The sequence below is a fragment of the Rhizobium sp. LjRoot98 genome (assembly GCF_964252935.1).
In the GTDB taxonomy this organism is placed as follows: domain Bacteria; phylum Pseudomonadota; class Alphaproteobacteria; order Rhizobiales; family Rhizobiaceae; genus Pararhizobium.
Genome location: NZ_CAXUPW020000004.1, coordinates 1 through 22,670, shown reverse-complemented (window position 1 = coordinate 22,670; position 22,670 = coordinate 1). Strand labels below are relative to the sequence as shown.

General features: G+C 56.6%; 24 protein-coding genes. 5 read left to right on the top strand and 19 right to left on the bottom strand.

What is annotated here, in order from left to right; genetic code table 11:
• Positions 1 to 2: 2 nt before the first annotated feature.
• The 3 genes from ACSQ3J_RS14425 to ACSQ3J_RS14415 form a co-directional block, all read right to left on the bottom strand.
• Positions 3 to 1,076 (bottom strand): UvrD-helicase domain-containing protein, encoded by a 1,074-nt coding sequence (locus tag ACSQ3J_RS14425; protein WP_436039366.1) that lies wholly within the window; start codon positions 1,074 to 1,076, stop codon positions 3 to 5.
• Positions 1,063 to 2,655 (bottom strand): ATP-dependent nuclease, encoded by a 1,593-nt coding sequence (locus ACSQ3J_RS14420; RefSeq protein WP_436039365.1) that lies wholly within the window; start codon positions 2,653 to 2,655, stop codon positions 1,063 to 1,065. Before ACSQ3J_RS14420 ends, ACSQ3J_RS14425 begins: the two co-directional genes overlap by 14 nt.
• Positions 2,656 to 2,809: 154 nt before the next feature.
• Complete coding sequence (locus ACSQ3J_RS14415) at positions 2,810 to 3,613, bottom strand: hypothetical protein (protein WP_436039364.1); 804 nt, start codon at positions 3,611 to 3,613, stop codon at positions 2,810 to 2,812.
• Between the two features lie 239 nt (positions 3,614 to 3,852).
• Here ACSQ3J_RS14415 and ACSQ3J_RS14410 point away from each other — a divergent pair, with 239 nt between their 5' ends.
• Positions 3,853 to 4,665 carry a metallophosphoesterase gene (locus tag ACSQ3J_RS14410; protein ID WP_436039363.1) on the top strand — a complete coding sequence of 271 codons (813 nt, stop codon included), beginning with the start codon at positions 3,853 to 3,855 and terminating at the stop codon, positions 4,663 to 4,665.
• A gap of 357 nt (positions 4,666 to 5,022) precedes the next feature.
• On the opposite strand, the gene ACSQ3J_RS14405 is transcribed toward ACSQ3J_RS14410, so the two are convergent.
• From ACSQ3J_RS14405 to ACSQ3J_RS14375, 7 genes are all read right to left on the bottom strand, one after another.
• Entirely contained in the window at positions 5,023 to 6,378 is a 1,356-nt protein-coding gene (locus tag ACSQ3J_RS14405) for an adenylate/guanylate cyclase domain-containing protein (RefSeq protein WP_436039362.1), read from the bottom strand.
• A 129-nt stretch (positions 6,379 to 6,507) separates the two neighbouring features.
• Positions 6,508 to 6,792, bottom strand: a complete 285-nt coding sequence (locus ACSQ3J_RS14400) for a copper-binding protein (RefSeq protein ID WP_436039361.1) — start codon at positions 6,790 to 6,792, stop codon at positions 6,508 to 6,510.
• 23 nt (positions 6,793 to 6,815) lie between these two features.
• Positions 6,816 to 7,295, bottom strand: coding sequence for a cupredoxin domain-containing protein (locus tag ACSQ3J_RS14395; protein ID WP_436039360.1), 480 nt, complete (start codon positions 7,293 to 7,295; stop codon positions 6,816 to 6,818).
• Between the two features lie 37 nt (positions 7,296 to 7,332).
• Entirely contained in the window at positions 7,333 to 8,682 is a 1,350-nt protein-coding gene (locus ACSQ3J_RS14390) for a multicopper oxidase family protein (RefSeq protein WP_062583460.1), read from the bottom strand.
• A 14-nt stretch (positions 8,683 to 8,696) separates the two neighbouring features.
• Positions 8,697 to 10,160 (bottom strand): TolC family protein, encoded by a 1,464-nt coding sequence (locus tag ACSQ3J_RS14385; RefSeq protein WP_436039359.1) that lies wholly within the window; start codon positions 10,158 to 10,160, stop codon positions 8,697 to 8,699.
• A complete protein-coding gene (locus tag ACSQ3J_RS14380) occupies positions 10,157 to 10,384 on the bottom strand; it encodes a hypothetical protein (RefSeq protein ID WP_082478037.1) in 228 nt (75 codons plus the stop codon). The genes ACSQ3J_RS14385 and ACSQ3J_RS14380 overlap by 4 nt, the downstream gene beginning before the upstream one ends.
• A 90-nt stretch (positions 10,385 to 10,474) precedes the next feature.
• Positions 10,475 to 10,855: a hypothetical protein gene (locus tag ACSQ3J_RS14375; protein WP_062583462.1), complete on the bottom strand. Its 381-nt coding sequence runs from the start codon at positions 10,853 to 10,855 to the stop codon at positions 10,475 to 10,477.
• 203 nt (positions 10,856 to 11,058) lie between these two features.
• On the opposite strand from ACSQ3J_RS14375, the gene ACSQ3J_RS14370 reads away from it, so the two are divergent.
• The 3 genes from ACSQ3J_RS14370 to ACSQ3J_RS14360 all read left to right on the top strand — a co-directional run bounded on the left by ACSQ3J_RS14370 (position 11,059) and on the right by ACSQ3J_RS14360 (position 12,738).
• Positions 11,059 to 11,511 (top strand): YqaA family protein, encoded by a 453-nt coding sequence (locus ACSQ3J_RS14370; RefSeq protein ID WP_062583702.1) that lies wholly within the window; start codon positions 11,059 to 11,061, stop codon positions 11,509 to 11,511.
• Positions 11,512 to 11,949: 438 nt separating this feature from the next.
• Positions 11,950 to 12,390, top strand: coding sequence for a DUF305 domain-containing protein (locus ACSQ3J_RS14365; protein ID WP_062583463.1), 441 nt, complete (start codon positions 11,950 to 11,952; stop codon positions 12,388 to 12,390).
• A 15-nt stretch (positions 12,391 to 12,405) separates the two neighbouring features.
• Positions 12,406 to 12,738, top strand: a complete 333-nt coding sequence (locus tag ACSQ3J_RS14360) for a four-helix bundle copper-binding protein (RefSeq protein WP_436039357.1) — start codon at positions 12,406 to 12,408, stop codon at positions 12,736 to 12,738.
• Positions 12,739 to 12,790: 52 nt separating this feature from the next.
• Here ACSQ3J_RS14360 and ACSQ3J_RS14355 read toward each other — a convergent pair whose 3' ends face one another.
• The 5 genes from ACSQ3J_RS14355 to ACSQ3J_RS14335 all read right to left on the bottom strand — a co-directional run bounded on the left by ACSQ3J_RS14355 (position 12,791) and on the right by ACSQ3J_RS14335 (position 16,749).
• Positions 12,791 to 13,234: a hypothetical protein gene (locus tag ACSQ3J_RS14355; RefSeq protein WP_436039356.1), complete on the bottom strand. Its 444-nt coding sequence runs from the start codon at positions 13,232 to 13,234 to the stop codon at positions 12,791 to 12,793.
• Positions 13,235 to 13,302: 68 nt separating this feature from the next.
• Positions 13,303 to 13,803, bottom strand: coding sequence for an SRPBCC family protein (locus tag ACSQ3J_RS14350; protein ID WP_436039354.1), 501 nt, complete (start codon positions 13,801 to 13,803; stop codon positions 13,303 to 13,305).
• Positions 13,800 to 14,012, bottom strand: coding sequence for a DUF2933 domain-containing protein (locus ACSQ3J_RS14345; RefSeq protein ID WP_092938584.1), 213 nt, complete (start codon positions 14,010 to 14,012; stop codon positions 13,800 to 13,802). The genes ACSQ3J_RS14350 and ACSQ3J_RS14345 overlap by 4 nt, the downstream gene beginning before the upstream one ends.
• Positions 14,009 to 16,222: a copper-transporting P-type ATPase gene (locus ACSQ3J_RS14340; protein ID WP_436039353.1), complete on the bottom strand. Its 2,214-nt coding sequence runs from the start codon at positions 16,220 to 16,222 to the stop codon at positions 14,009 to 14,011. Before ACSQ3J_RS14340 ends, ACSQ3J_RS14345 begins: the two co-directional genes overlap by 4 nt.
• Before the next feature lie 164 nt (positions 16,223 to 16,386).
• On the bottom strand, positions 16,387 to 16,749 hold the full coding sequence (locus ACSQ3J_RS14335; RefSeq protein WP_436039352.1) for a hypothetical protein: 363 nt from the start codon (positions 16,747 to 16,749) through the stop codon (positions 16,387 to 16,389).
• Between the two features lie 169 nt (positions 16,750 to 16,918).
• Between ACSQ3J_RS14335 and ACSQ3J_RS14330 the strand changes: the two genes are divergently transcribed.
• On the top strand, positions 16,919 to 17,491 hold the full coding sequence (locus ACSQ3J_RS14330) for a c-type cytochrome (RefSeq protein ID WP_436039350.1): 573 nt from the start codon (positions 16,919 to 16,921) through the stop codon (positions 17,489 to 17,491).
• A 30-nt stretch (positions 17,492 to 17,521) separates the two neighbouring features.
• Here ACSQ3J_RS14330 and ACSQ3J_RS14325 read toward each other — a convergent pair whose 3' ends face one another.
• From ACSQ3J_RS14325 to ACSQ3J_RS14310, 4 genes are all read right to left on the bottom strand, one after another.
• Positions 17,522 to 18,736 carry an acyltransferase family protein gene (locus ACSQ3J_RS14325; protein ID WP_436039349.1) on the bottom strand — a complete coding sequence of 405 codons (1,215 nt, stop codon included), beginning with the start codon at positions 18,734 to 18,736 and terminating at the stop codon, positions 17,522 to 17,524.
• 178 nt (positions 18,737 to 18,914) lie between these two features.
• A complete protein-coding gene (locus ACSQ3J_RS14320; protein WP_436039348.1) occupies positions 18,915 to 19,439 on the bottom strand; it encodes a hypothetical protein in 525 nt (174 codons plus the stop codon).
• Between the two features lie 240 nt (positions 19,440 to 19,679).
• Positions 19,680 to 20,123: a Cu(I)-responsive transcriptional regulator gene (gene cueR, locus ACSQ3J_RS14315; protein WP_209847901.1), complete on the bottom strand. Its 444-nt coding sequence runs from the start codon at positions 20,121 to 20,123 to the stop codon at positions 19,680 to 19,682.
• A 55-nt stretch (positions 20,124 to 20,178) separates the two neighbouring features.
• Positions 20,179 to 22,662, bottom strand: coding sequence for a heavy metal translocating P-type ATPase (locus ACSQ3J_RS14310; protein WP_436039591.1), 2,484 nt, complete (start codon positions 22,660 to 22,662; stop codon positions 20,179 to 20,181).
• Between the last annotated feature and the right edge of the window lie 8 nt (positions 22,663 to 22,670).

The window sequence follows — 22,670 nt, the reverse complement described above, 5'->3', positions numbered from 1 at the left end:
TGTTAGCGATGGCGAACAACACTCTTCAAGGCGATCTCGCCACCATAAACGAATGTGACGCTATGTCTGGCCCTGGAAACTCCGACGTATAGCTCGGGCCTGACGCCATCGACATGCGCATAATTTCCGGTCTCCAGCCACTTCAGAGCCTTCTTATGTGGGAAGATGAGGACCCGCTCGAACGTCATTCCCTTTGACTCGCCAAAATTTATCGCTGGCAACCCGGCACAATCGGTCTTCACTGATAGTCTGAGAACCTTGGGATTGAACTTGCGGTAGTATTCGCTCACTTCGTCTGGTCTGATTGCAAACACGCCGTCATGATCAGTCAGGTTCTTGTTTCGGGATAGCGTCTGCTCGTGGCCCGGATAGAAACTGTCGGCTAGGTCTGCGATCAACTGGTTGCACCGATGGGTCTCAACTTGGTGTTCCATTTGGGTGAGCTTCTTTTTTTCCCACTCCTGAAACTTCTTGATGATATCGGGTCCGCGAAACCCCTTGTGACGATTTGAATTATTGGTCGTGAATGTCGATTGGCGGGGATCGCCCACGAGGACTACTTCGAGATTCGACCTGAGCATCAGCTCGATAATATCGATGTCGTATCCTGCGACATCCTGAATCTCGTCGATGAAGACCCGCTCGAAACGCTGCTCCAGACGTTGGAATATCGCGCCGCCGGACGCGGAGTTGCAGTCACAAATGAACTCCGCGAGCCTGTTGGAATAGATCGTTGATGAGTTGCCGAAATAATAGCGACCGACGTCGGCCTTTGGTGCGAACCTGTCTACCGTCGTTTCTGTCCAGAAAATGCCGTCGATGCGTTTGCCGTATTTGTAGTTCCGATAAGGCCGGGCCAACTCGCGCAGAAGGAATGTGTACCATGTGATGATCTCCACGTGCGGCGGAATGGTTTGGCCAAGCTGATAGAACTTGGATTCAATCTCTCTAACGTTGTTGCGTGTGTAGGTGATGATCGCCGACCGCGCGGATTTATTGGCCAGCACTTCGTCAACGATGCGTGTTGTCTTCCCCCCACCTGCAGCGGCGATGACGATTCGATTAGGCGACCGCACGATCAATATACTCCGGCACGCTCCACGCTTTGTCCGTCTCGAAAAGTCGGAGAGCCACCTCGGTCTTGTTGTTCTGCATGAATTTCAGGAGGGCGTCATCCGTGGCGTATGCCTTGTCGAGGATGTCGTTTAATACCGTCCTGCCGTTGGCTTTGAGCAGTTGAGGTTCCAACGTTTTGGCGGTCTCGTCCGGGTCATACTGAATCGAGATGGATTTGTGTTGGAGGTAGTCGACATACTTCTGTTGCAGCCTAGCCACGTCGCCATCATTGTCTGTGACAACGTCGACCCGGATGTCCAGGATTTCAGCAATCTCCAAAAACCGTTTGAAGGCGAGGGAGCTGACACTGATGACATCGACACCCGCCTCGATTGGCATCTTGCCGTACTTTCGATGGAAAGCCTTCTGAACAATAAGCTCGTCAGACGGGCCTTCAACAAGGATTGCTCGCTTCGATAGCACCAATCGGAGGGTGTCATAGCCGGGCAACTTGAGGAAATAGTCTCGGGTTTTCGGATCAAGGGCGGTAAGCTTGGTCGCGGCACCATTCATGAACATTAAAACTGAATCGACGCCAAGTTTATTCATGACGTAGCTGCTATGAGTGGTGATAAGCAGCTGCCGGTCTCCACGTTTTGTGGCTATGTGATTGATCAAACTGGCCATATTAGAGAACGAGAGATGATTTTCGGCTTCCTCAATCAGGAAGACGTGAGAATTGTCTGCTATATCCAATGCCAGCTTGATCTTCACGGCGCTCTGCTCGCCCTTGCCGACAAGTGTCATGGGAATGTCATCAAGATGAGGCATCACGCCCGACTCCCAGCTGGCGCGGGCAGAGCTGTCGAGTGACACGGTGATCGCCTTGTCAGAAACGTGCCCCTTCTTTGATTCAAGGCCCGAATTGATCGCCGCGACCTTGGGGTCGGCGAGAAAGCGATCTTTCATCTGACGGTACGAGAGCGCGAGACTGACCTGTTCCTCGCGTGTCAGACTGTCCTTGACCACGTCGAGCACATATCTATTGGCGACACCATTATTCCGCAGGGTGCTCGCGTCGATAAAGCTGGGTTTGATAGGTATGGATCGAGCTGTTACGTCATTGTCTGCGAAGTCGCGCCACCGGACAATGTAGTGCTCGACTGGCACTGTTCGAATTATAGAGGGGTCCTTAATGTAATCCTCGTACTCGGCCCTGTACCCGTCATTAAATTCGATCCGCATACTGACGCCTGGGACGTCCTGTTTCAGAAAATTTATCCGTCCCTTCAGCTTGGCTAGGTCGGGATCGTCCGCGAAATAAAGCTCAATCAGGATCGGGGGCGGCGGCCCCTTGTAGCCCTTGTTCAGAGCCTCGATGTATTTACGGATCGTATCGGAATTAAACAGGTAGGGGTGTAGCTCACCCTGAATGCCTCGACCATTGAGTTGACCGCTCAACGCCAGATGGATTGCCTCCATTAGGGTCGATTTTCCGCATTCGTTGTCACCCACGATGACGTTGAGATTAGGATTTAGATCAATGGTTGAATTCGGGAGACAGCGATAGTTCCTGATGACGACCTTTGTAATATGCACCACACCCCCCGTAATCCCCCAACTAGCACTGACGAATCAGTCCGGTATCGATGAGGGATTAATATCGCGAGAGTTGTGGTGGGTACAACTGAAGCGTTTGAAAACTCGGCTTCAATTTCAAGATAACCAGATAACGGTCGGAAGCCCGCGCGACTTAAAAGCCGGAGGCGAGGGAGTATCGGCTCTCATGTTCCCGAGAATGCGCTTTCAGGGTGGGGATGAATTTTACATTCCGCCCCACGAAAACAGTCTCCGGATATCCGCGCCAGTTGAGTTCTGACGCAGCATCAGCGTCAAACATTCGCGCCCTCTTTACCAGGTCAGAAGGCGCATCAGCTGGGTAGCTGATCTCGGCGTCCACGCATGGGTCTGACAAATAGAGGATCGCTTTCGAAGCCAGTCTCGTGCCTGCGACCACGGCAAACCGGTCACCCAGAACGAACGGGTCCAAATCCGTGGAGACACCATACACAGCCCTATCGAGCGGGCGATCCCCCGGAATGAAGATGTGGTAGAAGCGCGACATGCGGGTCAATGTCAGGCCAATCGGGTGGTCATCGCTGGAGGCGTAGTCGGGATCGTTGCACGACAAAATGATGTCGAAGTTGGAAATCCCATCATTTCGGGTTTGTTTCACATACGCGCCCTCGAAAAAGAGATTTGTCTCTCGGTCGATGAGCAGGCTCTCCTGATGGCCAAAATCGACAAAGAAGGTGTCGTATGGCAGCTCAATTGCCCCTAACGTTTCCCCGACCATGTCTCCGATTGGAAATTTCGCAGCGGCCGCCGAGACATCCAAGATGCGGCTGCTTCCGCTGCACATGATGTCCACGGCGAGGGTCTCGAACTTCGCGATTGTATCGAAGCGCTCTTTTCGTTCCTCGTGCGGCATCGCGCCAAACTCTTTGGAGAGGGCCCAGTTTTTGATAATCTGCTCCTGGCGGTGGGTTTGCTTCAAGTCGGATTGCTTCAGCGAGCTTTGCCAAGTGGCTCTGGTTCTATCAAGCCGTGTTTGCAACAGTGCCTCGAAAGAAGTGACACGAGTGGGATGTGGGTATCTGCTCATTGGAGGCCTCGGCGATGTGAAAGACTAGCCTCCCATACGTTTTTGCAACCGAAAACCTGGGCGTTACCATTTCTCTTGAGGAATGGTTCCGCTATACAACCGTTCTGTTCTGCGTCTTTAGGTGCTTCCGTTTGCGTATCGTTTCTTTAAAATCAACGACGCTTTCGCCGGTTTACGCCATCGGCGATGTCCACGGGATGCACCGACATCTCAAGGTTTTGATCGATGCCATTCTAGGAGATGCAGCGGCGACAGATTCCGTACCGCGAATTGTTTTCCTTGGAGATATTATAGACCGGGGTGAGAACAGCCGGTTAGCCATGGAAATTGTCATCGAGATTCTGGAAGGTTTGCCTGGCTCACTATTGATCCTTGGCAACCACGATGCTTTTTTGCTGGGGGTCATGGACAACACGCTCAACGCTGCCCACGCCAAATACTGGATGACAGAACTCGGTGGCGAGGAAACCATCCGCTCGTATGTCGGTGATGCATTGGACACCAGCGGCCGGGTTGCAGCATTGATGGCAACCAAGTTTCCGCAACATCTTGGTGTTCTACGTGATGCAGTCGATATGGTACTTCTCGACGACGACTGGTGCCTCGTTCATGCGGGCGTCGAGCCCGGAAAGTCGCTTGCCGAGCAGGACTTGAAGACCGTCCGTTGGATACGTGGAGAATTTCTGTTCCACTCGGGCGAATACGAACGGCGGATTGTGCACGGTCATTCGGTCACGGACGAAAATCTTGGGGCGGAGCCTTATCCGAATAGGATTGGAATGGATGGTGGCGTGTACAGAGGCGGTCCGCTCTGCGCGGTCCGGATCGCAATCGGCGAGACACCAAGGTTTATCTTTGCCTTTGGATGCGACGACGATCCAATCGGCGTCCAGCATTATTCGGAAGCTGATTTGGCAATTGAGTACCGGAACGGAATTGCGTAGCAGCATCGCAGACTCCGATGCAACGCCGCCACGTACGTGATATGATACCGGCTTCGCTGAACCATGGGAGGTGGGAATGCGTGCTTTTGTACTCACCCTCGCCGTCGGAGTGCTATCCGCTTTAAGCGCGGTGGCCTCAGAGCCTCTGATATTCCACACTGCGCATTTCGACGACGATACTGTTGTCAACCTTGGTCTCGTCAGCAATCACGCGACAGATCAAGCTGGATACGATTACGACGTCCTAATATCGCTTTCGCAAGGTCACGCGAGCGGTTCTGCCTACATTGATCCGGGAAAGCATCGAGCGTTCGTGAAATGCAGTGATCCCGCCAAGGTGTCCGTCCGAGGCATTGACTACCCGGTGCGTACATCGGACGTGGGAGGGGATGACTGGAAGGACGATCTTTGGAGGGCGGTCTGTATGTCACCGGTCTCGTAGCTCACGTTGTTCTCGGCCGAATTGACCCCCGCTTCACGGCGCAAATACCAAACATCTACGGGGAGCCGACGTCCCGGAAGCAGCACTGAGCTTTGCGGTATCCAGAGGGCGGATGGAACCGGATTTTGCAGCCGGGCCATCAGTGCGGACGATACGACAAGTGGGGCGTCGAGTGATTTGGACAAGGTCTCCAGTCTCTGCGCGACGTTTACAGCGTCGCCGATCACCGTGAACTCGCTGTGGCATCCGCTATCCAGAACCCCGCCGACGACCGTGCCGTAGTGCAAGCCGATGCCCGCGTTGAGGGCAGGGTAACCGTTCAGCATACCGTGATTCTTCCAATCGTTCAGTGCATCGACGAGGTCGAGAGCGCATGCCAAGGCACGATCTGCATCATCTTCCGTGGCCTTGGGCTGCCCGAACACCGCCATAACCCCGTCACCGATGAATTTGTCGACTGTCCCGCCATAGCTGAAGATGGTGCCGGAGACGAGGTGGCGGTATTCCGCCAGGACGAAGGCCAGTTCCCGCGCGGGCGCTGTCTCGGCAAAGCTCGTGAAATCTCGCAGGTCGACGAACATGACCGCCGCGTTGCGACGTTCAAGATCAAGATTGGAGCTGCCTTCCTGGAGGTCCGCAACCACAAGCGGTGAGAAGAAGCGCGAAAGGTTGAGACGCCGCTTGTCGGCTCTCAAGGCTTCCTTGCGGGTCCGATCATGGTCCCTCGCGAGCAGGTAGATAGCGAAAGCTGTAAAGCCGAAGCTTACTGTGAGGCCGAGGTCCTGGTTGAAGAATGCCGCAAGCAGCGACATTGCGTCAGCGGTATGATGTCTGGCGGCCGTGATCGCCAACATGGCTACCCAGGAAACCAAGACGATGCCGGAGAAGACAAGTACCAGCCGACGATCTTGTTTCAGGCCGACATGGTTGAGCAGAATGAACGCCACCACCAAACTGGTCGTCGTCAGGTTGTGGTTTTCGGTTACCGGTCCGCCAAGAATGTGCGCGTACAAAATCAGGGCAACCAGCAGCGCATCGAGAACGACAAAGAGAGTCTTAAGCCAGGAGAGGCTAGGCAGGAACCGCGCTGTCGCCACCGAAGCGACGCTGAAGATAAAGTAGCTGATGACGACGACAATGTGCATCCTTTCCGCCCCCTCGTTGCCACCAAGCAGGAGGTTGGCAAGTAGGATGGCGAAAGCGACAAATCGCAAAAGGATTGAACGGATTTCCCGCGCGGCGTCCCACTGGGCGCTGAGTGAAGATGTCATTGCTCGTCGCTTGAAAGCGCGGTTGGGTTTCCAGACCTTGTGGGTCGACCGAGTCCGCTTTCTCTCGGTAAAGCAGAGGTGTCGCACGCGGCCGCTTAAACAGCCGCGTGCACTGTCCGGCGATTTCGACTACTTGATTTCCGTGACGGTCAGCTTGCCCTCGACGCGCTCGGCCACGAACTCAATGCTTGCGCCTTCCTTGAGCTTCTCAAGCATTGCGTCGTCCTTGACGCGGAACACCATGGTCATGGCAGGCATTTCCAGAGACTTGAGTTCCTCGTGGATGAGGGTGACCTTCTTTGCCTTGGCGTCGACTTTCTTGACGGTGCCCTTAGTGAATTCCGCCGCGAAAGCGCCGGAGGCGAGGGCGATTACGACCATGGCAGTGGCTGCAAGTGTGAAAACTGATCTCATTGTCTTATCTCCTTTGGGTCGGATCACTTCTTGGCTACGGTCACGTCGCCATGCATTCCGGCGTCGTAGTGGCCGGGAACGAGGCATGCGATCTTGAAAGTGCCATCATTGGTGAACTTCCAGATGATCTCGCCGGACTTTCCAGCGGCCAAACGGATCGCGTTCGGATCGTCATGTTCCATCTCCGGGAACTTCTCCATCACGGCCTTGTGCTCCATGATCTTGTCTTCCTGGTCGAGGACGAACTCGTGGTCCAACTCGCCCGCGTTCTTGATGGAGAAGACGATGGTCTGACCCTTGCGAACCTTGAAGGTGTTCGGCGTGAAGATCATTTTGCCGTCGTCCGTCTCCTTCATGGAAACGCGGATGGTCTGGGTGGCCTGGGCTTTCTTGCCGGGCTCACCGACCGCCATGGCAGCGTCATGGCCACCTTCGTGGGTGCCGGAGGCGAGGGCGGGTGTGGCGAGCGCCGCCAGAAAGAGTGCGATCATTGCAGTTTTCATGGTTTATTCCTTTGGTTGTTTTGGATCGAGTTGAAGATTAGCCGTGCTTCATGGGCTTGGGCGTGATCTGGGTTTTTGCATCCTTGGCCTTAGTCGTATCGGGCAGTTCGCCGGTCCACTCCCAGGCCTGCGTACCGGGTGGGTTTTCGTACCAGCCGGGATCGGTGTAATCGTCGGCCGCGATGCCCTCGCGGACCTTGACGACGGAGAACATGCCGCCCATCTCGATGGGGCCATGCGGACCCCATCCGGTCATCATCGGAACGGTGTTCTCCGGAATTTCCATTTCCATCTCGCCCATGTCGGCCATGCCAGCGGTCCCCATCGGCATGTATTCGGGGCGGAGCTTCCTGATCTTTTCCGCGACTTCTTTCTTGTCGACGCCGATGAATGTCGGGATGTCATGTCCCATGGCGTTCATCGTATGGTGCGACTTGTGGCAATGGATCGCCCAGTCACCGACGTATTTGGCGTCGAACTCGTAGGCCCGCATCGCGCCGACCGGGATGTCGATGCTGACTTCCGGCCAGCGGGCTTCCGGCCGTACCCAGCCCCCGTCCGTACACGTGACCTCGAAGTCGTAGCCGTGCATGTGGATCGGATGGTTGGTCATAGTGAGATTGCCCACCCGGACCCTGACCCTGTCGTCCTTGGAGACCACAAGCGGGCTGATGTCTGGGAAGATGCGGCTGTTCCAGGCCCAGAGGTTGAAGTCCGTCATTTCCATAATGCGCGGAACGTAGGTGCCGGGGTCAATGTCGTAGGCGCTGAGCAGGAACACGAAGTCCCGGTCTACCGGCATGAACTTCTCGTCCTTCGGGTGGATGATGAACATCCCCATCATGCCCATGGCCATCTGAACCATTTCGTCCGAATGCGGGTGGTACATGAAGGTACCCGATTTCACGAGGTCGAACTCGTAGACGAAGGTCTTCCCGACGGGGATGTGCGGTTGCGACAGCCCGCCGACCCCGTCCATGCCGGACGGCAAGATCATCCCGTGCCAATGGATGGTCGTATGTTCCGGCAGCTTGTTGGTCACGAAGATGCGAACCCGGTCGCCTTCAACCGCCTCGATGGTCGGGCCGGGCGACTGGCCGTTGTAGCCCCAGAGGTGCGCTGTCATGCCCTCGGCCATCTCACGCTCGACGGGCTCCGCGACAAGGTGGAATTCCTTGACACCGTTGTTCATGCGATGCGGTAGCGTCCACCCGTTAAGGGTCACGACCGGCGTGTAATCCGGTCCTGACGAGGGGCGTACAGGCGTCTGCGTTTCGGCGGTTTCCATCATTGCAGCCTCAGGCAGACCCATGTTGGAGGTCTTCGCCCAGGCGGCGGTCGAAACCAGGGCCGCGCCTGCGCCGAGCATCTGTCTTCTGTTGAACATGTCTTTGTCCTTTCCTAGTGACCGCCGCCGCCGCTTTCGGCAGCCGCTGCGACTTCCGTTTCACCACCCGCTGCTCCCGCGCCACCGCCGTAAATGGCAGGCGCGAGATTGGCTTCGGCCAACCAGAAATCGCGTTTTGCGTTAACGGCCAGGAGGATCGAGTTGACCTTCTCTCGGCTGTCGGCGAGCAGTTCGAACGTATTGGTGATCATGCCGTTGTATGTGAGGAGGGATTCTTCCTCGATCTTCGTGCGCAGGGGCACGACGCTGTTGCGGTAGTGTCGGGCGATATCGTAGTTCGAGCGATAGGCCTGGTAGGCGGACCGCGCCTCCGAGCGGACGTTGACTGCCTTTTCCGCGAGCAAGTTCGCGGACCGCATGTAGGCCAGCTCGCCTTTCCGCATTCGGGCCTTGCCGGAATCGAAGATCGGGATGACGAACTCCAGCGCGACGTTGCCGGTCGTGTCGACGTTCTTCTCGCCGTCCTCCAATTCACGTTCAGTCTCGAACCCCGTCAGGATTTCGAGATCGGTCACGTACCGCGTTGCTTCCGTAAGGTTGTACGACTTGGCCGTGGCGTCGAGATCGAGCTTGGCCATCTGCAGGTCAACACGACGTTGCAGAGCCTCCGCCTCAATCAGGTCTCGCTTGATCAGACCCTTCGGAAGCTGTGCCAGGCGATTGGGAATCTGGTATTCGGTGTCCGATCCCCAAAGTCCCATCAGCCGCGTCAGTTCTTCTTTCGCGAGACGGGCCTCTAACCGGGCCTTGGCGGTCTGACCTGCCAGTTCGGCATAGAACACGTGCTCACGCGCCTGGCCGCCCTTGGTTAGAGCACCCGTTTCGCCGAGTTTTTGTGCAAGGTCCGAAGCTGCGTCTGCCGCCGCCTGCGCCTGGTTGAGTTGGGCGACCGTTTCCCACGAGGCAACGGCAGTGATCCACGCACGCCGGGTATCGGCGGCAAGTTGCAAGGTCTGCATGGCAGCATTGAGCTGGGCCTTGCGGAACTGGGTATCGGCAATTTCCACGTTCCGTTTGTGGGTAGCGAGCGCCAGGAGGTTGGTGGCGATCACGCCTTCGACGGTTTTGTAAGCTTCAAGCCCTGGCGTGCCGATACCGATCAATCCGACCTCGACTGTCGGGTTCACGAGCATGGTCGACTGCCACGCGTCCGCAGCCGAGCCCCCGAGATCGGCATAGGCTGCCTGGAGGCCCTTGTTGTTGAGGAGGGCGACCTGCACCGCTGTCTCGACATCGACGTTTTTCTTCGCAAGCAACGTCTTCACCCGACCCGAGACGGCCTGGGCATCGTGGCGGTTCTGAATCCAGACGGTGTCTTTTCCGGTCGCTTCTGCGGTTTTGTTGGATACGGACGAGAATCCGGAGTTCTTCTGGGAATACTCCGCCGCCGAGACGCATCCACCGAGAATAAGCGGGAGCGCGATGGTTGCCGCGAGCTTGAGTTTCGTTACGTTCATGACGCGCCTCCGTCTGGAGCCTGCGCGTCGTTCTGGTTTCGCCACGGTTTGGGATCGACCGGGACGCGGTGCGTGTAGCCCGAAACGGGGCTTTGATAGCGGACGGGGCGAACATCGACCGGGAGGTCGGCAAGGTCGCCCGAAGCAATAACTTCAGGGGGCAACGTGGCAACACAACCGCTTGCGAAGAGCGGCAAGGCAACCACCAGAAATATAGGTTTCATGGTGTAATCCGAATAGGAGACGGCAGCGGCGCAGCGGGCAATAACGCCCACCTACGCACGTTCAGACCCGCAAGGACGGGCGTGTCCTATTCAGATATTAGGGGGGCGATGCAGCGGCACGAGTTCGCCGACGACACGATTGTCGTCGATGAATTTGCGGATGGAACCCATCACGACGGGGCCGCCGTCCACATCGGCGGTCGCGATAATCGCAAAACTCACGCAGAAGTCTTTGCAGCACTCCGTCTTCGCAATTTTCTGCATGTCATCCGGAGAGGCGCTCTCGTCTCCATGGACGTGGTCGCCGTTTGTCATGTCGTGGTGGTCGTCAGATTGGACGGTCGTGGATGTCGCTATCGACCCATGCATTGCTGCCGAAGCAGCGGGCAATGAGTATCCAGCCAGTGATGCGATGATCACCAAGCGAAGCAGAACCAGCATTTTTGCCAATGTGATTCGATACATACCCATGCCCGAGGACTAGCATCAGCCCGGATGTTGTCAATTGCGAGCTTCATCTAGCCGATGATTCGCGTCGATTATATGGCACTGCACAAGGGACCATTCCGCCGATGGACCATGAAGAAGCCTTTGTAGAGCTTCCAACGATGGCAAGGTCAACAGGTTATGAAGGGGGAGTGCGGAATTTATGGGAGATATGCGGGCTACATTCGGTGAGTAGCTTAACGGCCTATATCGGGCTTTTCCTGGTCGCTTTCGGCGCAGCGACCATATTGCCCTTCCAATCTGAGCCCGTGCTCGTTGGGCTCCTCGTTTCGGGCAAATTCTCCGTGCCCGGCCTCATCCTCGTCGCAAGTGTCGGGAACATTCTTGGGGCAGTGTTCAACTGGGTTCTCGGCCGGTTCATTGATCGCTTTCAGGACAGGGCGTGGTTTCCGGTGAAGAAAACTGCGCTAGAAAGAGCCAGTGGTTGGTATCGGAGGTATGGCCGATGGTCGTTGCTCCTGTCTTGGATGCCCCTGTTCGGTGATGCGCTGACGGTGATCGCCGGAGTGTTGCGTGAGCCCCTATGGTCCTTCCTGATCCTCGTCACGGTAGCAAAGACCGGCCGCTATCTTGTTCTCGCGGCGGTGACGCTCGGGGCAACCTCAGCCTTGGGGTTCTGAGGTCTCAGAGCCAGCGAAAAGGGAACAATTTTCTGGAAGGTGCGTTATCAGCCGGAAGGAATTTCGCCTCCAATGACCATGCTGAGAACATTTTACCGATTCGTCCAGATAGTGTTCGTGTGTGTCGTGGTTTTGAACGTCCACGGGGCGTTCGCGGCTGCCCAATTCAATCCACGTCACGACTGTCAATCAGCCTCGGAACCCGGGCATCAATCCCCTATGTCCATTCGTGATGTTGATTGCTGCTCCAACCTGCACTGCTGTTCGATTCCATCCGAGTCGCCCTGTGCAGCGGAGCCTTTATTCAGCCCCCTGCCGACTACTCCGATCCTGAACGAGCCCAGTCCGTTCCTGTTGGTACGTGCGGTTTATCCCCCTCCAAAGCTCCTTAGCTGATTTGCTGAATCCAAATATTTGAATCCAACCAGGAGAATAGAGATGAAAACTCTCACAAGATACTCGTTCGCTGCAGCAGCCGCACTTTCAACGTTTGCAGTTATGCCAACCGCCTCTCACGCGGAGATGGCCTACCCAGAAAAATGTAAATCCGAAATGGACATGTCGAAAATGGGTATGATGTCGGACGGTATGGCCGGTGACATGGGCATGGGCGACATGATGACCGACTATCAGAAGGCATCAATGGAAGGCATGAAGTCGCTGCACATGAACATGATGCAGGGCATGATGAAAAAGGACGCCGACGTCGCCTTCGTTTGCGGGATGATCGCCCATCACATGGGAGCGATCAGCATGTCAGAGGTCGAGCTGAAATATGGTGACAACGAATGGGCCAAAAAGACCGCCCAGAAGATCATCGACGCGCAGACCAAAGAAATCGCGGAGATGACGGAGTGGGTCGAAAAGGAAGCGAAGTAGGAAGGGAGTACGACCATGCATCACCCTTCAGACGAAATGACAACCTGCATCGACAACTGCCTGGCCTGCTATCGAGAGTGCTTGTCGATAGCCATGGGGCACTGCCTGGAAATGGGCGGCGAACATACCGAGCCGAAGCACTTCAAGCTCATGATGGCTTGCGCGGAAATCTGCCGGACCTCGGCGCATTTCATGCTCCTCGGTTCCGAGCATCACAAGCACGTCTGCCGCGAGTGCGCCGAAATCTGCACACAGTGTGCGGACGATTGTGAGCGTGTCGGGGACATGGAGTCGTGTGTAGCGGCTTGCCGTCGCTGTGCGGAGACCTGCACTAAAATGGCGGCTTGAAAATCTGGGGGAGAGCACTCTCATCCGTGCTCTCCCCCAACATGCAGTTTGTTCAGGCGATAGCCTTTGCCCTTTCCAACCAGTAGGCGATCAAACTCGCGGCCCAAAGGGCAAAGAGACCAAGAAGTGCCCACTTGAAGTCGGAGTTGATCGCGAAATTGACGGCTGTCATCGTCCCAATCGAAACCGCGCCTCCAAGGATGGCACCGAACGCCGCTATGGGCTCTCGCGAGCGGAAGGCCGTAGCGGCAAGCGTGATCATAAGAACACCCGTCGCCATCGCGAAGCCTCCAAGGACCGCAAAGACACGGCCGAGCCAATCTCTCAAGCTCGGCCCGACTACCGACAGGTCGGCTTCGGTCAACTGCATGTAACGCACGTCCTCTGGCAGCAGCGGCGGGCGAAATAGAACAAAATAAATCCCGATGCAGACGACGATGATCCCCGTCATCGCCATAAGCACTGCCGAGGGTGACCACTTACTTCTATCCAGCATCGTCTTATCCTCAGAGCGGGCCGCTCTTTTTGATACGTCCATCGCCATCGCGACTGACGCCGGGTCAGTCAGGTCCGAGTTTGGTCGAAAAATGCTGCCTTTGCAGCCGTCGCCATCCGGTTGACGCACCATCTTGCGTAGATTGAACCCAGCAAGGTCCCAGCGATCCGGCCAACCACGGAGCTTGGATAGTTGTAATCGATAAACACGTGGAGACGGCAGAGACGGCCGTTATCCTCTATTTGGAAGCGCATCCGGTAGCTTCCGATAACGAGAAGGCACGGCTCTCCTACCGTTTCCCATGCCTTTAGAAACGGCGGTTGCCGCTGAATGACGACTTCCTCTACATACAGGTTCAAACCAGCTACTTTTCCGGTCATCTTGATCACGGAACCGACGCTTCGGCCACGAGCGTCGTCGAAGTCATATGCCATGCTACCCCACAGCATCATGGCCGACGATCTCTGCATGTGCGTGCCGGGTTTTGCCTGGTCGTCCATGTAGTCAAATAGGCGTTCTGCCGACGTCATCACCTCGACATCTGCCTGTGCGGAGTGTGGGTAGATCAACGTGTTTCATCCTTACCCAGGCGGTCCTCGCCGTGAACACCATGGCCATGACCACCGTGGCCATGAAAGAGATGCAGGACGGGGCAAACTAACAGGAGAAAGTAGGGCGCGAGACCAAATGCATGCGCCCAGTGCTCGCGCAGGAGGAAGAAGGCGAAGATGACGCCCATCGACGCAGCAATCAGCGTCCATTTGCGATCCCATTTCATATCCGTACGCTCCTCAATCTGAGGGCGTTGCCAATGACGCTGACCGACGAAAGCGCCATCGCGGCCGCAGCGATGATCGGAGACAGCAAAAGTCCGAACGTGGGGTAGAGCACTCCAGCGGCGATTGGGACGCCAGCCGCATTATAAATGAAGGCGAAGAACAGGTTCTGCCGGATATTGCTCATTGTCGCGTGGCTGAGTTCACGAGCCCGGACAATCCCTTGAAGATCGCCTTTGAGCAGTGTGACGCCCGCGCTTTCAATCGCGACATCCGTGCCGGTTCCCATAGCAATTCCGACATCTGCGGCAGCCAGGGCAGGGGCGTCGTTCACTCCATCTCCGGCCATAGCGACGATCCGGCCTTCTTCCCGCAGACGCTTGACGATCTTGCTCTTGTCTTCCGGCAGGATTTCAGCCTCGACCTCGGTGATCCCGAGTTTTCGCGCAACTGCGTCGGCCGTCGTCTTGTTGTCGCCTGTCAGCATGACAACCCGGACCCCTGCCTTCAGCAAAGCTTGAACTGCATCTGGCGTCGTCGTTTTGATCGGGTCGGAGATCGCCAAAAGGCCTCCAACACGGCCGTCTATCGCGACGAAGATTACCGTTGCGCCTTCACCCCTCATCGCTTCCGCCTGGCTGGTGAGAGCCGAAACATCGATACGAGCTTCCTCCATGATGCGGTGGCTGCCTATAATGAGCTTTCGTCCATCGACACTGCCCGTGACCCCTTTGCCAACCGGGCTATCGAAATCTTCCGCGACGCCGAGAACCAACTGGCGCTCCGTCGCCGCGTTGACTATGGCAGTTGCCAGTGGATGCTCGCTCGCTCGTTCCAGCGTTGCCGCCAAGCGCAGCAGTTCGGGTTCTGTGAACCCATTTATCGCGGCCATGGACGTTACCTTGGGTTTACCCTCTGTCAGGGTTCCGGTCTTGTCGACGACCAACGTGTCGATTTTCTCGAAACGCTCTAACGCTTCCGCATTCTTGATCAAGACACCAAGACCTGCACCCCGGCCAACGCCCACCATGATCGACATTGGGGTCGCAAGGCCCAATGCGCAGGGGCATGCGATGATGAGCACTGCGACTGCGGCTACAAGGCCGTGGGCAAAGCGCGGTTCTGGTCCCCATATCATCCACGCTACGAATGCCACGATGGCAATCCCGATCACCACGGGAACGAACCAACCGGAAACTTCGTCGGCCAGGCGCTGGATGGGCGCTCGCGAGCGCTGGGCGTCCGCAACCATGCGGACGATCTGCGCCAGCATGGTATCGCGGCCGACTTTTCCTGCCTCCATGACGAAGCCACCGGTCTGGTTCATCGTCCCGCCTATCAGCTTTGCACCGACCTCTTTGGTGACGGGCATCGATTCACCGGTGATCATCGATTCATCAACCGAACTGCGTCCTTCGATAAGGCTGCCATCGACCGGGACCTTTTCACCGGGGCGAACCCGAAGCCGATCCCCGACGACAACCATTTCCAGGTCGATGTCCTCGTCGACACCGTCGCGGACGCGGCGTGCCGTCTTAGGGGCAAGGTCAAGAAGTGCGCGGATGGCTCCACCGGTCTGTTCACGGGCTTGCAACTCCAGCACTTGTCCAAGCAATACCAGTACCGTGATGACGGCTGCAGCTTCGAAATAAATGGCGACTGAACCGTCTGCGGAGCGGAACGTGGCGGGAAACAGACCAGGTGCAAGGGTTGCAACGACGCTGTAAATCCACGCAACCCCCGTCCCCATTGCTATCAATGTGAACATGTTCAGGCGCATAGTGACGAGCGACCTCCATGCTCGCTCGAAGAATGGAAAGCCCGCCCATAGGACGACAGGTGTAGCCAGAACGAGCTGAATCCAATTCGAAGTCTGGGCACCAAGCACCATGTGAAGATTGGTCAGGTGGCCACCCATCTCCAGCAGGAGCACAGGCACGGACAGAACGAGCCCGATCCAGAAACGGCGTTTCATGTCGAGATATTCGGCGCTGGGTCCGGTTTCTGCTGTGACCACTTCCGGTTCCAGCGTCATCCCGCAGATTGGGCAGTTCCCAGGCCCTATTTGCCTTACCTGCGGATGCATAGGGCAAGTGTAAATCACGCCTTCCGTCTGATCGGTGACCGGACTTTTCTCGGCTGCCAGCGTGGCCTGAGCTTGATGTTCACCATGATGGTAATAGCGACCTTTATGGTCTTTTTGAACGTCCATTGGATTTAGTTCCCTATTGGTTCGCCTCGTTCGGAGCGTCCCCCTGGCTGATCCAAGACTTTGCAAGGAGATGCAGTACCAGGGTGTCGGCAATTGTCACCGACATGGTCGCCGTGCGGGTATCGCAGGTAACCGACGATCATCCCGCCGTTGAGCGGAGGTGTTCAACCAGTGGATCGGGGAGGGCCGAGAGCAGGTGAGGAGCGGAGGCCGGTGATGGACTGCTGCGGATCAAAGTATCGCTGAGCGCCGGAATCCAGGTGAAAAACAACAGGGTCCGAAGCCGGAAGAATGCCGTTGCACAGGCTGCATACGTTTTTGCAGCAAGCCTTCTGCTCGGCAGGGTGGAAATCACCCTGTCCAGCTACGTCGCCCATGGACGTTTCGACATGTACACCTTGAGGTAAGTCGTTATCGCATATTTTGGGAGCAGCCTCGGCCATCGGCGCGAGGAGGAACATAATTGCGACCAAAACGGCCAGCAATTCTCTCGCGCATCTTCGAATGGCTTGGCTAACGGCAATCATGATTTCGCTCGGACCCTATCGTCGTATTCCAGCATAGTACCGTGCCGTTCCCAGAGTTGCGTTGATCGTGATCAAACGCGAGGACCTTTCCAGACCTAGAAGGTTGGGCCTCCGTCTGCCGGGATGGTCAAGAGTAGGAGGAACAGCCTCCGGAAAAATGGAGTGTAGCATGGGGGTGAATGCGAGCGCGACGAAATTAGCCGTTCTTGTACTTCCGATAGCCGTTTTCGCCACGGTGATCTCCGTCGCAACCGCCCAAACCGCCGCGCCCGGCAACGTTGTCCAAAGACAGGACGGCATGAAGGCGATGGCAAACGCCGCCAAGTCCATCAACGCCATGTTCAAGGACATGTCGCCCTACGACGCAAAAGCGTTCAAAGCGGCCGCCGAGACCATTCGGGCTCACTCGGGAGCTACCTTGTCGGCGTTGTTCGACGGTTCCGGCACCACTGCTGGCTCGAAAGCCAGCGCAAGCATCGAAACCGACCGTCAACAGTTCGACAAGTTGGCAAACGATCTTGGCATCTACGCGTCCGCGCTGTCTCTCGCAGCTGATCGAAATCCCCATGCTCTCGGCCCCGAGATGCGAATGCAGGGGAGCGAGGCCATGATGGGCGGACCCCTGGCACGGAAGATTGACGCGGCACGAGAAGCGGAATCAATGCCCGCCGAACATGCCTTTCATCTGATGCTTCAAACGTGCACGTCGTGCCATGCCAAGTTCCGGATCGAACCCAAGTAGCGGGACGTTGAGCCATAGGAAGCAAGAAGGTTATTGGCTCGGAGAGAGAACGCGATCCCGAAGAAGGAGGAAAGTCCTCTCTACGCAAAACCAGAGCAGGGTTGCTACCGCAAAGCTGGTGGCAAGATAAACCACAAAGCCGAAGCCGCCCTGAAGGTTCTCTTCTCCAAATACAAGCCTGTCGACATGGAAGACCGACTTGTGGGTCAGATAAAGGCTATATGACAAGGTGGCGACCATCAACGCACCCGGAACAGGCAACCGTTTCAAAACATGCTCCAAGTCGAGCATAGCGCCGAGAATGAGCGCGATCCCGACTGAAATGAGCGGGAACCCGGCAACGGCACCAGGCTGCGCCTGAAACACGAGAAAGAGATTGGTTCCTTCAAGCGGCCCTCGAATAGAGAACAGCACAAGAGCGGCTGCGACGAGGGCAACACCTACCGGCAGGGCGATGCGCGAAGGCGCGTAACGCTTGCAAAGTTCCGGTTTGAAAAATCTCGCCGCAGCGAGGATCACACCGAACATCAGGCCATCCAAGCGGGTGTATGTCGGATAATATACGTCCCTGAGATATACGGCGAAGGCATCTCTCAGCTTGTCGGCATCAACAAGGACGCCGACCTGGCTTTCCCAAATCGCGTATCGAAGGATCATTCCCGCAACCACCATCGCCGCAGCGATTAGAAGCATCCAACCCGTGCTAATTCGACGATGCAGCAGCAATACGAGAAGAGGCAAGACCAGATAGAAATGCTCCTCGACACAAAGCGACCATGCCTGCGTAAAGGCTCGTCCTACGCGTGGGTCGAAGTCGAAATTCACAGTGAAGGTCGCAAAGCTCCAGACCGGTTGCATCGTCGGAGCGTCCCGGAGAATGGGGAAAATTGCGTAGAGGCCGAGGACAACGAAAAACGCCGGGAAAATACGAAAGGCACGACGCAGATAGAAGGACTTCAGCCCAACTCTTCCGGTTCGCGAAACTTCCTTGAAGAGTTGGGTTCCGATCAGAAACCCGCTCAAAACAAAGAAAATATCGACCCCTAGCCACGCATAGGTACGAATGCCGACCAACAGGGATGGTGTCGCCTCGACTGGTAGGTGCACCAGCATAACAAGCAGGATCGCCAATGATCGGAGAACATCGGGGCCAACCGCCCTTGATTGTACCTTCTCCGTGGCTTGAGACGCGAGACTTCGTGCTGATGGGAAATAAGCAGAATCTGAATTGACGATAGTGTTCATTGTGACGATCCGTGGCTGTCTCTGGAAAGATTGGGACACGCCCAGGGACGTGTGGGTGCAACCATAGCTTTCTTTTTCCAGATCGAAACAGGCAGGTTCGGATAGATAAAATTAACCTAAATTTTTCGTAAATTTTGAAGTGTCGCACGACCTCTTGCCTGAAATTCCTCCGGCGTGCCTATGCTGGGTCACCTTTCTGGTTGTGCAGTTTGCGCCATCCATATCTGGTCATTCCACGCGGCTTGTAGACCGAAAGCGTCGTCGTCACGAGCAATATGACGAGGCCACCAGCGGCATGGATAACGAGCGAGCGCCTGAGACCAAGGAGATCGGCACTGGACAATGTCGTCTCAACCGCTACCGCCGCGATGTAGGCTATTCCCTCCATCTGGAGCAGCAGGACAATCAAAGTCAGGAGGGTTAGCAGGAGTTTCGCCAGAACCCAATAGTGTCGGAACAAGCCCCAAGTGGTGCAGAGCGACTGAATGACGCCAATTAGGAAGGAGGCGGAAACCAAAGGGACAATGACGAAGCGGGCAATCACCTCCATTGCGACATAAGCGCTCCGTAATACCTGAGCATCCTGACTGGTGAGGCCTGCGACCGCGAGAGCGAGGAATCCCGCGACCGCGCCAAGTGTGCCGACCGAGGAGATGATGTGCGCGACGAGAACGATCTTCCGGAGCCCGGGTCCTATATTCATGGGCTATCACCTTGTGGCGATGTCTGGCTGCCCGTGTCGGCAGGCGACAGGTGGCGGCCAGGACCGTGAGGGCCACCGATCCCGGTGGCTATCAAAATGACGGCCATCAAGATTATCACGCCGAGCATTATCCCAGAGATTTTCACCCATCGTGGCATGCCTGGGTAGGGGCCCGGATCAACCATCGTCAGTGTCCTTCGGCATTTTGGTAAAGTGGACATCGTAGCTGGGGATGGAGCCTCATTTCATAGCGTTAACCCCAAACCGGGCGTTGAGTTCTGATGGTTCTTTTTCGGAAGCGTTCGCGATCTCTTCGATGATCGGACAATCCGGTCGATCATTGCCTTGGCAATGGTTCGCCAGGTGCTTCAGGGTCTTGGTCATGGCTTGTATCGCCGCCGCCTTACGTTCCAGTTCGGCGATATGCTCAAGTGCAATCGCTTTGACGTCTGCACTCGCTCTCGACCGGTCACGCCATAAGGTCAAAAGCGTTTTCATCTGCTCCACTGAAAAACCGAGGTCACGGGCTCCTCGGACGAAACGCAATGTATGAATGTCGTTATCGCTGTAAGTGCGATAGCTCGCCTCCGTCCGGTGCGCGGGGCTTATCAGCTTGATCTGCTCATAGTAGCGGATCATTTTTGTCGAAACGCCGGTCGCTTTCGAGGCTTGCCCGATATTCATTTTGATATCCTTCTATGAGTGGACAGGCGTCCGACCAAAACCGGACGCCTGGATTTCAAGCCGGATTTGCCCGACGAAGCCGGAGCGCATTGCCGAGTACAAACACACTCGACATTGCCATCGCAGCCGCCGCGAATATCGGCGACATAAGGGTGCCGTTCACGGGGTACAATACGCCAGCTGCGACCGGAATCAGCAAAACGTTGTAGGCGAATGCCCAAAACAAGTTCTGCTTGATGTTCAGGATCGTGGCCTTGCTGAGGGCGATGGCCTTCGGCACACCGTTCAGGTCTCCGGACATGAGCACGACATCGGCACTTTCAATCGCGATATCGGTTCCTGTGCCTACCGCCAAGCCAACATCGGCTTCGGTGAGTGCTGGGGCGTCGTTGATGCCGTCGCCAATGAAGGCCACCTTTCGGTTGTCGTGCCGAAGTCTCTTGACCGCTTCGACCTTTCCTTCCGGCAAAACCTCGGCGATGACTTCGTCGATGCCAAGCTGCCTTGCTATTGCCTCGGCCGTACGACGGTTATCTCCGGTGATCATCGCCACCTTCAGGCCAAGGTTATGCAGGGCCTTGATCGCCTGAGGAGTGGTTTCCTTGATCGGATCGGAAACAGCGATGATGGCCGCCAGGCGTCCGTCGATTGCTGCATAGAGCGGAGACTTGCCGCTGTCGCCGAGCCGTTCAGCTTCGCGGGCGAACCTCGAAACATCGATCTTGTGCAGTTGCAGGGCGCGGTCGGCACCAACAAGGATGTCCGATCCGTCCACCGTGCCGCGCACGCCAAATCCAGGTGTCGCCTCGAAATTCGTCACGGTGGCCAAACCCACGCCCTTCGCCTTCGCGGCCGATACGATAGCTTCGGCAATCGGATGCTCGGACAAGGACTCCAGGCTTGCAATCTGAGCCAGTACCAGGTCGGCGTCGAAGCCGTCGGCGACGATCAGGTCCGTCAGTTCTGGGCGTCCCTTGGTCAGGGTTCCGGTCTTGTCGAGCGCAACGACATCTGCCTCGCGCAGGCTTTGCAGTGCTTCACCCTTCCGGAACAGGATGCCGAGTTCGGCCGCACGACCAGTGCCGACCATGATCGAGGTCGGCGTTGCCAGACCCATCGCACAGGGGCACGCAATGATGAGAACCGCGACTGCGTTCACCAGCGCGAATGTCAGCGAAGGAGAAGGGCCGAAGACGTACCAGGCGGCGAAGGTGAGGACAGCCGCGAGGATCACCGCCGGGACGAACCAGCCGGTCACCTTGTCGACGAGCGCCTGGATCGGCAGCTTTGAACCCTGCGCCGCCTCGACCATCTTGATGATCTGGGCAAGCAGCGTGTCGCTACCGACCTTCGTCGCCTTGAAGGTAAATGATCCGGTCTTGTTGATGGTGCCGCCGACAACCTCGCTATCCGAAGACTTCTGAACGGGTACAGGCTCTCCGGTGATCATGGATTCGTCGACGTACGAACTGCCGTCCACTACAGTGCCGTCGACCGGGATTTTTTCACCCGGTCTGATCCGGATGACGTCGCCGACGACAACGTCGCTGATCTGAATTTCGACGAATTCGCCGCCATGCGAGACGAAGGCCGTCTTAGGCTGCAGGCCGACAAGCCTCTTGATCGCCTGGCTGGTCCGGCCCTTGGCGCGGGCTTCCAGGTAACGGCCGAGCAAGATCAGCGTGACGATAACGGCCGCAGCCTCGTAATAGACATTCGCGGTCCCTGGAGGCAGAACGCCAGGTAAAAAGGTCGCAACGACCGAATAGCCCCACGCCGCAGACGTGCCAAGGACGACAAGCGAATTCATGTCAGGCGTCCAGCGTAACAGGTTTGGCACGCCCTTCTGGAAGAACCTCAGGCCCGGGCCAAACAGAACCACGGTCGCCAGCACGAACTGGAGATACAGATTGTTGCGCATCCCGATGGTGTCCATGATCAGTTCGTGGACGCCGGGAATGAAGTGGGAGCCCATCTCCAACAGGAAGAGCGGAAGTGTCAGCAACGCCGAGAAAAACAGCAGGTTCTTGAGCGTTCGTATCTCGACCGTACGATGATCCGCACCTTCATCGCTGACATCAGCGGAGACCACCTTGCGAACGTCATAACCGGCACCCCGGACGGCTGCCTCAAGCGCGGCGATCCCGGTCGCTCCGGAAATCAGGCGAACGGTCGCCTTTTCCGTAGCAAGATTCACAGCCGCGTCGATGACACCGGGCACCGCTTTCAGCGCCTTCTCGACACGAGAAACGCACGAGGCGCAGGTCATGCCTTCGATGCTGAGTTCGTGGGTGACAATCTTGGGGTCGTATCCGGCTTTTTCGATTGCGCGGAGTACCCCATTGGTGTCCGGCACTCCCGTGAAGTGAACAGTTGCTCGTTCAGTACCCAAGTTTACGTTGGCTGAAGCCACGCCAGGGACGGCCGCAATGGCTTTTTCCACGCGCACGACGCAGGATGCGCATGTCATCCCCTCGATGCCAAAGTCGGCAGCTACCGGTGTAGCGGCGGCGATTTCTATTTTTGATGATGCAGTCATGGGACTAT

What these genes read in the sequence shown, in the direction of transcription:
- cueR (WP_209847901.1), bottom strand. Translation starts at nt 20,123, where the DNA reads ATGAATATCGGGCAAGCCTCGAAAGCGACCGGCGTTTCGACAAAAATG.
- ACSQ3J_RS14385 (WP_436039359.1), bottom strand. Translation starts at nt 10,160, where the DNA reads ATGAACGTAACGAAACTCAAGCTCGCGGCAACCATCGCGCTCCCGCTT.
- ACSQ3J_RS14405 (WP_436039362.1), bottom strand. Translation starts at nt 6,378, where the DNA reads ATGACATCTTCACTCAGCGCCCAGTGGGACGCCGCGCGGGAAATCCGT.
- ACSQ3J_RS14320 (WP_436039348.1), bottom strand. Translation starts at nt 19,439, where the DNA reads ATGAATATAGGACCCGGGCTCCGGAAGATCGTTCTCGTCGCGCACATC.
- ACSQ3J_RS14345 (WP_092938584.1), bottom strand. Translation starts at nt 14,012, where the DNA reads ATGAAATGGGATCGCAAATGGACGCTGATTGCTGCGTCGATGGGCGTC.
- ACSQ3J_RS14355 (WP_436039356.1), bottom strand. Translation starts at nt 13,234, where the DNA reads ATGCTGGATAGAAGTAAGTGGTCACCCTCGGCAGTGCTTATGGCGATG.
- ACSQ3J_RS14360 (WP_436039357.1), top strand. Translation starts at nt 12,406, where the DNA reads ATGCATCACCCTTCAGACGAAATGACAACCTGCATCGACAACTGCCTG.
- ACSQ3J_RS14375 (WP_062583462.1), bottom strand. Translation starts at nt 10,855, where the DNA reads ATGGGTATGTATCGAATCACATTGGCAAAAATGCTGGTTCTGCTTCGC.
- ACSQ3J_RS14310 (WP_436039591.1), bottom strand. Translation starts at nt 22,662, where the DNA reads ATGACTGCATCATCAAAAATAGAAATCGCCGCCGCTACACCGGTAGCT.
- ACSQ3J_RS14340 (WP_436039353.1), bottom strand. Translation starts at nt 16,222, where the DNA reads ATGGACGTTCAAAAAGACCATAAAGGTCGCTATTACCATCATGGTGAA.
- ACSQ3J_RS14335 (WP_436039352.1), bottom strand. Translation starts at nt 16,749, where the DNA reads ATGATTGCCGTTAGCCAAGCCATTCGAAGATGCGCGAGAGAATTGCTG.
- ACSQ3J_RS14330 (WP_436039350.1), top strand. Translation starts at nt 16,919, where the DNA reads ATGGGGGTGAATGCGAGCGCGACGAAATTAGCCGTTCTTGTACTTCCG.
- ACSQ3J_RS14380 (WP_082478037.1), bottom strand. Translation starts at nt 10,384, where the DNA reads ATGAAACCTATATTTCTGGTGGTTGCCTTGCCGCTCTTCGCAAGCGGT.
- ACSQ3J_RS14365 (WP_062583463.1), top strand. Translation starts at nt 11,950, where the DNA reads ATGAAAACTCTCACAAGATACTCGTTCGCTGCAGCAGCCGCACTTTCA.
- ACSQ3J_RS14325 (WP_436039349.1), bottom strand. Translation starts at nt 18,736, where the DNA reads ATGAACACTATCGTCAATTCAGATTCTGCTTATTTCCCATCAGCACGA.
- ACSQ3J_RS14390 (WP_062583460.1), bottom strand. Translation starts at nt 8,682, where the DNA reads ATGTTCAACAGAAGACAGATGCTCGGCGCAGGCGCGGCCCTGGTTTCG.
- ACSQ3J_RS14400 (WP_436039361.1), bottom strand. Translation starts at nt 6,792, where the DNA reads ATGAGATCAGTTTTCACACTTGCAGCCACTGCCATGGTCGTAATCGCC.
- ACSQ3J_RS14395 (WP_436039360.1), bottom strand. Translation starts at nt 7,295, where the DNA reads ATGAAAACTGCAATGATCGCACTCTTTCTGGCGGCGCTCGCCACACCC.